This window comes from Thermoflexus sp. (assembly GCF_042408365.1).
Classification (GTDB): Bacteria; Chloroflexota; Anaerolineae; order Thermoflexales; family Thermoflexaceae; genus Thermoflexus.
Genome location: NZ_JBHOQJ010000184.1, coordinates 1 through 10,891 on the forward strand (window position 1 = coordinate 1; position 10,891 = coordinate 10,891).

Annotated in this window: 8 protein-coding genes; 1 reads left to right on the forward strand and 7 read right to left on the reverse strand. The window is 66.8% G+C overall.

Translation table 11 applies throughout. The features are described 5' to 3' along the window. A partial coding sequence (locus ACFMO5_RS08540; RefSeq protein ID WP_376792327.1) for an oligosaccharide flippase family protein occupies window positions 1–1,328 on the forward strand: 1,328 nt, incomplete at its 5' end. Here ACFMO5_RS08540 and ACFMO5_RS08545 read toward each other — a convergent pair. From ACFMO5_RS08545 to ACFMO5_RS08575, 7 genes are all read right to left on the reverse strand, one after another. Continuing rightward, window positions 1,325–2,671 carry an O-antigen ligase family protein gene (locus tag ACFMO5_RS08545; RefSeq protein WP_376792328.1) on the reverse strand — a complete coding sequence of 449 codons (1,347 nt, stop codon included), beginning with the start codon at window positions 2,669–2,671 and terminating at the stop codon, window positions 1,325–1,327. The genes ACFMO5_RS08540 and ACFMO5_RS08545 overlap by 4 nt on opposite strands. Next, window positions 2,668–4,326, reverse strand: a complete 1,659-nt coding sequence (locus tag ACFMO5_RS08550) for a hypothetical protein (protein WP_376792329.1) — start codon at window positions 4,324–4,326, stop codon at window positions 2,668–2,670. Before ACFMO5_RS08550 ends, ACFMO5_RS08545 begins: the two co-directional genes overlap by 4 nt. Before the next feature lie 35 nt (window positions 4,327–4,361). Next, complete coding sequence (locus ACFMO5_RS08555) at window positions 4,362–5,795, reverse strand: glycosyltransferase (RefSeq protein WP_376792330.1); 1,434 nt, start codon at window positions 5,793–5,795, stop codon at window positions 4,362–4,364. Then, entirely contained in the window at window positions 5,750–7,231 is a 1,482-nt protein-coding gene (locus tag ACFMO5_RS08560; RefSeq protein WP_376792331.1) for an FG-GAP-like repeat-containing protein, read from the reverse strand. Before ACFMO5_RS08560 ends, ACFMO5_RS08555 begins: the two co-directional genes overlap by 46 nt. Further along, window positions 7,228–8,055: a class I SAM-dependent methyltransferase gene (locus tag ACFMO5_RS08565; protein WP_376792332.1), complete on the reverse strand. Its 828-nt coding sequence runs from the start codon at window positions 8,053–8,055 to the stop codon at window positions 7,228–7,230. The genes ACFMO5_RS08560 and ACFMO5_RS08565 overlap by 4 nt, the downstream gene beginning before the upstream one ends. 171 nt (window positions 8,056–8,226) lie before the next feature. After that, entirely contained in the window at window positions 8,227–9,705 is a 1,479-nt protein-coding gene (locus ACFMO5_RS08570) for a B12-binding domain-containing radical SAM protein (protein WP_376792333.1), read from the reverse strand. Between the two features lie 75 nt (window positions 9,706–9,780). After that, window positions 9,781–10,713, reverse strand: coding sequence for a hypothetical protein (locus ACFMO5_RS08575; protein ID WP_376792334.1), 933 nt, complete (start codon window positions 10,711–10,713; stop codon window positions 9,781–9,783). Window positions 10,714–10,891: the final 178 nt, after the last annotated feature.

A 10,891-nucleotide genomic window follows, 5' to 3' on the forward strand; every position in this document is an offset into this window, starting at 1 on the left:
TTCCGATCTCGCCCCTAACCCCCACGGAGGACCCTTTGGAGGATGTGGCGCGCACCGGTTTGCAGCCCTCGCGCTCCGATCTTCCCTTGGAGCCGGTGATGCCCTCCGGTCGCCTTAGGGGACTATGGGCGCAATCCGCCCTTTGGGGAGGCGCTCAGGGTTGGTCGCGGGCCTTGGGATTCCTGCAATCTCTCCTTCTGGCCCTCTGGCTCGGCCCGGCCGATTTCGGCCGGTTCACGGTCCTTCAGGCCTGGTTGCGGCTGGCCCACCAAGCGGTCAGCAGCGGTTTATCCTCCTTGATGACGCGCGATCTGGCCCGTGCCGATCGCCCCCGGGTCCGGACGTATCTCTTGATTCAGATAGGGTGGATCTTGTTGCTGATCGCTTTGGCCGCTCCCGTCTCCCTTATAGGTTGGGCCCCTTCTGCGATCCGTGGAGAGCTTCCCCTGGTGACACCCCTGTTGCTTGTGATGGCATGGATCACATGGCACGGCACGCGCCTGACCGCCGCTGGCCGCTTGGATCAAGCAGCCACCGTGTTGTTCCTCACTCGGACGGTGGGTCTGGGGGGGATGACTTTGGCGGCTCGGTACGGATGGACGGCGCTCTGGGCGGGTTTCGCGGGGGCGTTGTTGCTGGATGGAATCGGGCTTCGCTGGATGGCGGAGCGGTTCGGTGCCCCCTGGAGATGGCGATCGAAAGGGGAGCGTCTGTGGGCGCCGGAGGCGGCGCGGGAGGGGCTGGAGATGCTGGGCTTCGGGATCGTCGGTGCGCTCTACGCGCGAGCCGATAATCTGATCCTCCTAACGCTGAAGGGCCCGGTGGAGGCCGGCTTCTACGGCCTCGCTTACCGGTTTTACGAGGCCGGGTTGCTCCTGAGCAACGCGGTGTTTACCGCATTGCTCCCCCGGTTGGCCACCGAAGCGCATCCCGAGCGAACGGTCCGGCGGGCCCTGGTGGGCACTCTTGGGATGGCGACCCTCGCTGCCCTCGGCTTGACCTTCCTCGCCGACCCATTGATCCGCCTGCCCTTCGGAGCCACCTACCAGCCAGCGATCCCGATGTTGCGAGGGCTTGTCTGGGCATGGCCCCCCGCCTTCCTCTCCAGCCTGGGGGCCGCCCTCTGGATCGCCCGGGGGCGTTCCGATCGGCTCTTCCGGATTTTCCTCCTGGGAACCATCCTCAACCTCACCCTGAACGGGCTCCTCATCCCCTCCTGGGGCGGGATAGGAGCCGCTATCGCAATGTTGGGATCGGCATGGGGAATGGGGGCGCTCTTCCTCCCGGCATTCCGGGAGCGTTCGGCGGGCTCCCCCCAGGCCGATTAATGGCGCGGCGGGAGCCTCAAAGCGGATCCACCGTTGGCCTGGAGTTGCCCCGCCCACGCCCCCAGAAGGCATCCGCCCAGCGCCCGGGCTGGCGCCAGCGTCCAAAGGGGATGGTCCAGCATGCTGACGACCAGCAAGCCCAGCAGGGAGGCCGCCAACGCCCAGGCCTCTGGGGAGACTCCCCGACGTATGGAACGCAGGAGCGCCCCCGCCATCCCCAGGCCGAGCAGGGTCCCGGGGAGGCCCAGCTCAGCCATGATGAGCGCGCCCACGTGATGAACCGGCTCGGGCCGGTAGCCTGGCGGCAGCCCTTCCCGCAGGGCCAGCGGGAAGGTCCCTGCCCCGATTCCGAGGAGCGGATGCGCTGTAATCTGGTGCAGCGCCTGTTCCATCAGCCATTGCCGCTCCAGGATCGAGCGGGCCTCGAGCGGGCTCCCGTTGCCCGCGATTCGGCTCACTGTCTGCGGGGCGAAGGCACATACGACCGTCAGCAGGCCCCCCGCACCGCTGAGGACGAGGGCCGTTCGACGGCCTGTTGGAAAACGGGGAGCCGCAAGCAGCCAGAGGAGACCTACCACGAACCCCAACCACGCCGCTCGCGAGAAGCTCATCCCCAGCCCCATGGCGGCCAGGCCGATCCCCGCCCGGCCGATGATCGCCCAGCGGTCTCCCCGGAGGCCCCATGCGGCCGGGGCGGCCGCCAGCCCCAATAGATACAGACCGAGCAGGTTCGGATGGGGAAGGGTTCCATACGCCCGCAGCCACCGTTGGCTTCCAGGGAGCGCGATCACCGCCGCCCCCGGGACGGACGGATCCAACTGGCCGGGCCATTCCAAGCCCAGGGGCTTCAGGAACGCAGTGGATTGGGCCATGGTCTCCAGGGCCGCCAGCGTGGTCTGCAGCAGGATCCCGAGGAAGCATCCGAGGGAGAGGGGCCGCCATGCTGAGGGCCGCCCGCTCAGCGAGAGGGCGAGTCCGCTGATCCCGAGGAGGTGGAGGCCGGTGTAGAGCGAGAGGCGGGGCTCGAGGGACCACGCGGCGCTGAGCGTGGCCCACGCTGCCAGCCCGATGAGGAACTGAAGCGAGGGATGGGGCCGGTGGATCTCTGGGGTCCCCGTGAGGGCGCGGAGGCCCAGATCGGCCCCCAGGGCGATCAGGAGGAGGAGGTCACTGCCAAACAGGAGGACGCTGGAGTAAACGAAGTAGACCGGGGGGTAGGGGAGGCGCTGCCATGGGATGTAGACCCAGAACCCCAGAGCCACTGGCAGCGCCCCGATCGCCCCCATATAGAGGCCGTTCAGGGAAATGAGGAGCGTCTTCCACAAGAGCGTTTGTCCCTTCATCGGAGTCGCTCCCGGGCCGCGCAGGGCGCGGAGGCTTTCATCCGTGAGGGAAGGGAGAGGATGAGGGCAGCGATCAGGCTGAGCCCGGGCAGCAGCCCCCACGAGAGGGCAGCCAGCGGATGAAACGGCTCCGACTGGGAAGGCGGCGGCATCGCGTGCGGGTTCTCCCAGACCTCTACCCCGTTCGCGAGAACCTGTTGCAAGCGCCAGCCGTGGCGGGCGAGGAGCGGGACATAGGCCGGATGATAGACGAAGGCCCAGCGCACCCCGACCTCCCCCAGCCGCCCCAAGATCCCTTCCAACCGCTTCAGTCCATCGGGGAGCCAGTAGGCCGCGTCCAGGCTGCCTAATCCGCTCTCCCGCAGCACCGGCCATGGCCGGGCGGTGTGATAATTTCCATCGATCGTCTCTGCCTGGGTGTAAAGAGAGAGGCGCGCCATCTGATCGCCGAATCCGAAGGTGACGTACCGCCAGCGTTGGGCTTCGCCTTGGCGAAGAAAGGCGACCAGGGGCGAAAGGTTGAGGAGGGGAGGCTGGGTTGGCCACAGAGAGGCCAGCTGGCTGGCGTAGAGGGCCGCTGTGGCCAGGAGGAGGACGCCCAGGAGGCCTGCCCGTCGTGCCCATCGGAACCGCCGCCGGAGGACCAGGGCCCACCCCTCAAGGGCTGGGGTCAGCCAGATGGTCGCCCACAGGGCGAAGCGGTCGTAGGTCAGCCATTCCCAGCCCGCCCCATAGACCCATCGCGGCAATGGTGTGGTCCCTCCCAAGCCCATCACGAAACAAAAAGCGAACAGCCCGCCGATCGTCCAGCGACGGCGGTGACGGAAGCATGGGATCGCGAAGGGAAGCGCGAGGAGCAGGGGCCCATACATCGGCCAGAGAAACATCCGTGCAGCTGTAGGATCCCGGAGAAAGGAGTGGCGGGAGGCGTGATCAATGGGTTGCTGCATCGTCTGGGAAAGCCCCCACTGCCAGAATGGCCAGATCGCTCCGCCGATCCCCAAAGCGGCTCCCACGGCCCAGGGGAGGAGCCGGCATAGGATGCGGCGGGCGGGCGCTTGACGGGCTGCAATCGGCCGGAGGCCGACAGCCACGACCGCCCACGGGACCATCAGCAGCGTCCCGTGGTGGGCCGCGGCGGCGGCTGTGAGCCAGAGGGCGGCTCGGATGCCATCCCGCCACCGGCCGTCCTGAAGGAAATCTGCCAGGGCGGCCAGCCCGGCCAGGGCTGCGGCCAGGCCGAACAAGGTAGGAAGCTGCCCGAAGGTGTGGGCGGCGAGATGGATGGAAGGGAGAAGGGGGACCAAGAACGCAGCCCGCGCGGCGATCCGCGGCCCCACAACCCGCCGGGCGAAGGCGCGGAAGGCAAAGGGAAGCGCCGTTAGGATGAGCAGCATGGACAACGCCCATGCGGCCTCCACGCCCAAAGGGAACGAGAGGAGAGCGATGAGCTGATGGACCAGGGGCGGGTACGCGACAACAGGGAAGCCGCCATACCAGCGGGGCTCCCAGAGCGCCCACCATTCCCTCCGGTAGTGATCGGCGAAGAACATGTGGGTCCAGGCATCGTAAGAGTGGCGATAGCGGGCCGAGGCGACCAGCGGCCAGGCCACCGCCACGCTGAAGGCCAGCAATCGCCGGGAAGCGCTCTGCATGGGCAGTTCCCTTGTCTGGCTTCTCATTCGATCGCTTAGGGAAGGTCTCGGCTGGGCCGGCCCGGCTGAAAACTCTCCCCCCATCCTCGCCACCGAAGAGGGCGCGGGGAGGAAGAGGGGGGAACGGGATCGGCCAGGGGCCCCGTTGGGTCCGATTGCTGTACCGACCTGAATGTTGAGGGAGGTATGGATCCTCCCCGCTCCCCAACCCCTAGGAAGGGGGGTTTTGAGCTGAGTTCCATAACATTATCTGTATGAGCCCCAATGATAGGCCCCCTCCTGGGGAAGCGGTTGCAGGATAGCGCCGGAAGCGCCTCAAGAACCCGCGCATACGCTTGGGCCACGATGTCTATGGTGCAGGAAGCGATCGCCTGGAGGTTATGCTGGCGCTGATGTGCCCGGAGGTCCAGGCGCTGTAGGAGACGCGCGATCGCGCGGGCCAACGCTGCGGGATCGCGGGAGGGAATCCACTCGCTGAGTAGATCGGCTTCGGCCGCCGCCGCTCGCAGCGCCGGGAGATCGCTGGCCACTACCGCGCGGCCCCAGGCGGCTGCGCGGATCATCACGCTCGACGGGCCAGTCGCTTGGCGATAGGGTAGGACGACGAGCGTGTTGCGGGCGAAGAGGGCGCGCACCGTCGCCTCTTCCACCGGCCCGAGCCAATGGATCCCAGGGAGGTGGGTGCTGGCGGCCCGGAGGCGATGCGCATACCCAGGAAACCGGGGATGCTCAGCCCCCGCGATCTCCAAGCTCAATTCCGGATGTTGCGCCCGCAATGATCGGAAAGCTTCAAGGAGGAGATCGATCCCCTTATAAGGGGCCAGGCTGCCGAAGAACAGTAGACTGGGGCGTTCGGGTTCCGGTAACGCTTCGGGCGGGTAGAAGCTTCCATGGGGGAGGTGCACGATCGCCGCCTGGGGGAAGCGCGCCCGCAGCCGTTGGGCGTCGGCGCGCAGGGGCACCGCCACCGCCCCAATGCGGATCAGCCATCGGAACAGCCCATCAAGGATACGCCCGAGCGGGACCCCCCACAGAGCGCCTGCCTCTTCCGTGCTGACGGCACTGGCCTCGTGGAGGGTGATCAGCAGCGCGAACCCGCGCCGCGCGGCGAGGGTGAGCCCGACCAGTGCCGAGAGCAGGGCGGCGGGCGAAGGTCCGAAGCTCCCGAATCCGAAGTTCACCCAGGCTCTCCCGCAATGCGTATCCTCCAGCCCGCGCAGGAGCTGAAGGCCCAGGGCGGGATGGCCATAGCGCCAGCACCGGCGGACCTCCACGCTGGGCCCGAGGGCGGCCGAATCCCCAGCTTGCCCATCGATCTCCGCCAACACAGCGATGCGGCCCAGCTGGCCGGTTCGGGCCAGGGCTTGGCAGAGGTGCAAGCCATACTGGCTGATGCCCGTTAGGCGGGGCGGGAAAGAGGTGATCACGGCCAGATCCATCGCCACCTCCGTCGGATCCCGCGGCGCCATCGTCGCCAGCGTGCCTCCCGGTGGGGAACAATCCGAAACTCCACCGGTCCGAGATGGGGGTCTGCCTCCGGCGCTGTCTTCATCCAGATCCTCCCCCGCACCCCCGCTCGCAGGGGAGGGAACACGCCGACTAACTGCCCCCCGTGGACCAGGAGGGGGATGGGACGGGCGGTGGACTCTCCTTCCCGCTGATAAAGGAGGAGGGCGCGCGGCGAGGGAGGACCCTCTACCACGAGGAAGGCCGGGGTGTCTTCCGGAAGACGCAGCAGCCCCCGAAGGGGCATCCAAGTCCATTCGATCCATCGCGCTGGCCTTGGCCCCCCGGTGTTCGCGGGTTGGAAGTCCTCCGTCCGCAGGCGGTAAAGGCTGCCGTCCCACGCGCTGATCAGGATCTCCGGGCCTTTTCCCCCTTGATGGATCAGGGGCGCAGCGAAGATCGGGGCGCCGATTCGGATGGCGCTGAGGAGGCCGCCGTCCCATCGAAGCAAATAGAGGCATCCATCCCATCCGCCAGCTACAAGCTCCGGCCGGCCGTCCCCGTCTACATCGGCCGCCCCTGGGGCCGCCCAGAGGAACGTCCCCAGATCTACAGGGAAACCCGGCAGCGGCGTCCCGTCCCCACGCCAGCCATAGAGCCGATCGGCCGCCACCACGATCTCCTGCCGGCCATCCTGATCCAGATCCACCAGGACCGGCGGGGCGGCCGCGAACGAGCGCATGGGTTGTGGCCAGCCGGGGAGGAGCGTTCCATTCCACCGCCAGACGAAAACGCGATCCGAGGCCGCGATGATTTCCGGGCAGCCGTCCCCATCGAGGTCATCGAGGGCAGGGGTGGACCACACGAAGTGGCCCGTCGGCTGTGGCCAACCTGGGAGAGGGGAGCCATCGGCCCTCCAACTGTAGACATGGCCGTCCCAGGATCCGGCGATCACCACGAGGCTTCGATCGCGATCCAGGTTGCTGACTGTCGGAGAGGCGGAGACAAAGCCGCCGGTCGCCTGGGGCCATCCGGGGAGCAGGCAGCCGTCCGCCCGCCAGGCGTAGACCCGGCCATCATCCGATCCGGCGAGGACCTCCAGTTGCCCATCGCCATCCAGATCTGCTAAGGTCGGAGGGCCATAGACGTCCCCCTCGGTTCGACATGGCCATCCGGGGAGAATCCGACCCCGGCTGTCCAGAACGTAGACGCGGTCATCGTCGCACCCGATCGCGATCTCCATCTGACCATCCCCGTTAAGATCGCTGATGGCGGGAGGAGAAGCGAAGGCGCCTCCCGCATAGAAGGGGAAGCCGCGAAGCCGGTGGCCGTCCGGGCGGAGGGCATAGAGGGCCTCGGCGGCGATCAGAAGCTCCAGTTCGCCGTCCCGGTCCAGATCCGCCAGGACGGGCGCGGCGTGGATCGGCCACTCTGTGTGGAAGATCGGTCGCAGGCTCATCGGCGGCGCATAATCATCAGGAGATGATCGCCCCAATCCCGCCAGGGCCATCGGGCGCGCGCCATCCGGTCGAGGGTCACCAAAGGGCGGAGAAGCGGGGGATGCCGCTGGAGGAGATCCGCCATCGGGGGCGGGGGCAACAGCAATGGGAGGGCCATCGTTCGCTCAATCTGGAAAGATGGCGCGAAGGCCTTCCGGAGGACACCGGCGGAGAGGGGCCGCATGGGAAGGGGGATCCGCTCGCCATCCGGTCCGGGCAGCGTGGCGATCGCCCAGTTGTTCCCCCGCCCGCGGAAGGCTGCTTGGAGCCGGCCGTGGATGAGATGCCAAAGGGCCTCGACGAGGCAGCGGGAGTTGATGACTGAGAGGACCAGCGGTGCTCCGGCTGGAAGAAGCCCGGCGAGGGCCTGCACGAAGCGTTCGAGGGCGGGCTCGCAGTTGAGGGCGCCGAACCCTGCGTAAGCGCCGTCGAACGGCTGCGGCGGCCGCAGGGCGGCCAGGTAGCCTGCTGGGATGGCCACGAAGGTGACGCGATGGGCCAGCCCAGCCCTCGAGATCTTGGATTGGGCGCAATGGAGCATCTCTGGGGCGATATCCGTCGCCAGCACCCGGAACCCAGCGTGGGCCAGGGCCAGCGTCTCTTCCCCGGTCCCGCATCCGATCTCCAGCACCCACCCTCCAGGGGGGAGGACCTCGCGCAGAACTTGCATGGCCTCGGCGCGCATCCACGCCTGGATCGGGTTGGCTTGGGCGCTGTAGTGCTCGTCGTAGATCGGCGCGATTCGATCGAATGCTTCGGCAATGGCGGTGTAACGGAGCTCCATGCGAGGCTTCTCTCGTTTGGGTAGTCACTCCTTTCGGTGGTGGCGAGCTCCAAAGGCCAAATACCGGATGGAGTGACCACCTTCATTTGGAGTAGGGCACTTTAGCGCCTGTCGTTTGCAGTCAGGCGTTCAAGAGCCCGGTTTGAAACAGGATGCTGGAACGCTCGTCCGCTACCTCCCCTCCGCCGGGTGGAACCGGACCAGGGGTCGGCCGGGCCAACGGGCCAGGAGATGAACCATCATGCGGGCGATCCATCGCCCGATCCAAATGCGCAGGCGGCGGAGCCAGGGAGGCCGCCAGCCGGCCCGGAGGCGCGCCTCCTCCCATTCCTTCTGGAACCATCGGATCACCCAGCGATAAAAGCGGGTATCGTAGCGCTCGCGGCGGAACAGCAATCGGTTCTGGGCGGTGTAATCCCAATCAATGTTCCATTCGGAGTCAAACATGAAGCGGTCGCGCACCTGTTCGTAGAACGGCGTTCCGGGGAGGGGATAGGCGATGGTGGTGCTGAAGCGGTCGGGGAGGGTTTCGCGCAGCAACCGCACCGATTGCTGGAGATCCTCGAATTCCTCCCCGGGGTATCCCACCATCATGAAGAAATAGATCTCGATCCCAAGGCGTTTGCACCGCTCCGCCGCCTCGTAGATCTGCTGCACCTTAGTTCCCTTTTTCATTGCGTTAAGGACCTTCTGGGAGCCGGATTCGGCACCGAAGTAGATGCGGCGGCATCCCATCTCCTTCAGTGCGGCCAGCATCTCCTCGCTGGCCAGGTTGACCCGCGTCAGGCACTCGAAGGGGATCACCGCGTCTCGGGCCAGCACCTCATCGCGCCATCGCAGGACCCACTTGCGATCCACTCCGGTGATGTCGTCTACCACCCGCAGGAAATCCGGCTGATAGGCCTCTTTCAGATGCCGCATCTCCTCCGCGGCGTTCGCCGGGGAGCGCCCCCGGTGGGCCCGCCCGAAGACCGCTTTCTGGCACCACGTGCAGGCATAGGGACATCCCCGCGTGTTGATGATTGAAAGGGGCCAGTAGCCGTGGGCCTTCCGCCACGCGCGCCGGTAATCCTCCATCTCCACCAGATCCCGAGCGGGGAAGGGAAGAGTATCCAGATCGGCGATGAAGGGTCGCGGCGCGGTGGCGATCACCCGCCCGTCGGGTCCTCGCAGGCGCAACCCGGGGATCTCCCGCAGATCCCGCGGGGCCTCCGGCCGGCCGAAGAGGTGATCCGCTAGCTCCTGGATGGTGAGCTCCCCTTCATCGAAGACCACCACGTCCACAGGGAACTCCCCCTGGCTGCCCCGATAGCCGAGATAACGCTCCGGCAGCCCGGTGGGGTCCGGGCCGCCCATGATGACTGTGGCCCCGTAGCGGTGCGCGATCTCGGCCAGAATGAGGGCGTGGCGCCGAATGGTGATGAGCGAGGTGATCCCCACCACCGGCGGACGCCGACGGCGCATGTAGTCCTCGAACTCTGTGTAATCCTGACGGAATGTGCAGTCAAAGAGCTCCACCTGATAGCCCCGCTCCCGCAGGACGGCGGCCAGATACATGAGGCCCAGGGGGAAATAGGGGGTCATCAGGCGGCGCTCCACTGGATCCTTGGCGATGAAGAGCGGATGGACCAGTGTGATCTCTGGGCGCATCCGGGCCACCTCCCGACTTCAGGGTTTTCTCTCCCCCCTGCGGCCCAAAGGGCCGTGGGTCAAATCGGCGAACCACTATAAACACAAACGGTGGAACCTCTCCGCGAACGCGGCCAGGGTGCGCTGGCCATGGCCATCGAAGTGGCCCTGGCAATGGTCGGGATCGAAGCGGACCTCGCCTCCCTCCCGGGTACTGAACTTGCGAATCTTCCGCCGCATTTCCCAAGCCTCCAGCCAGGCGCCGGGGGGCGCGCGGCCGATGGCCTCCAAGCCGGCGCGGATCCACCGCCCTCCGGTCGCGACCACCTCGGCCGACCAGGGCGGCCCGTCGGCGTTAGGGAGGAACCGGGCCGTCCAGGCGTTCTGCGCGCGCATGTGCTGGTAGATCGGGCCGCCGAAGAGCGGGATCATCTGGGTCAGCTCGTGGGCGGTGAACAGGTTGCGGTCTTCGAGGGCCAGGGCTCGCTCGGAGAGGAAGTAATTCGGGCACAGGGCGATGCCATGTCGGGCGGCCCAACGGACCAGCGCGATGACCATGGCCCGGCAGAGCCAGAGCCGCCCAGGGGCGGTGACGATCAGGTAATCAATGTCATCTCCGTCCTCCGCGTTGTCCATAGCCAGCGCTCCGGTTACCGCCCCCATGCGCACGTAGGGGAGGGCGGCCAGGATCCGGCCATATCGCAGCGCGTGCGGCCATAGCCGGGCGGCGGCCGCCGCCCGCTGCGAGCGAAGCTCACAAAGGTGCTCTCGCCCGCGAAGCGTCCACAGGCCTCGCCGCTCCACGATCCGATCCGTCAGCCACTTGCTTCGGGCGATGGCGGTGCGGATCTCTAACAGCGAGGCGGGGACAGCGATTAGGTATCGGTGGATCTCGAGGAGGGTGAGGGGGTAGTCGAAGAGGTCCGCATAGACCAGCGCCCCGAGGATCGCCCGCTCGAGCGGGGCTGGCCCGCGGGGAGACCCCCGGGAAGCGGCGCATCGTTCCAGTTGTTCCCCAACCCCTACCATTGACGCTCCAATCCTTTTCGGAATCGCGCTTGTCGCGAACCCTCTTTCATCAATGCGAAGAGGCGGACAACATAGAGCCATGAGGTTTCTAAGCCATGCCGTGTTTTGTATCTTGATACGCATGGGGATCGAACTCGGATTAAGGGGAAAAAGATGCGTGGGCTTTCTGTGAGGTGCG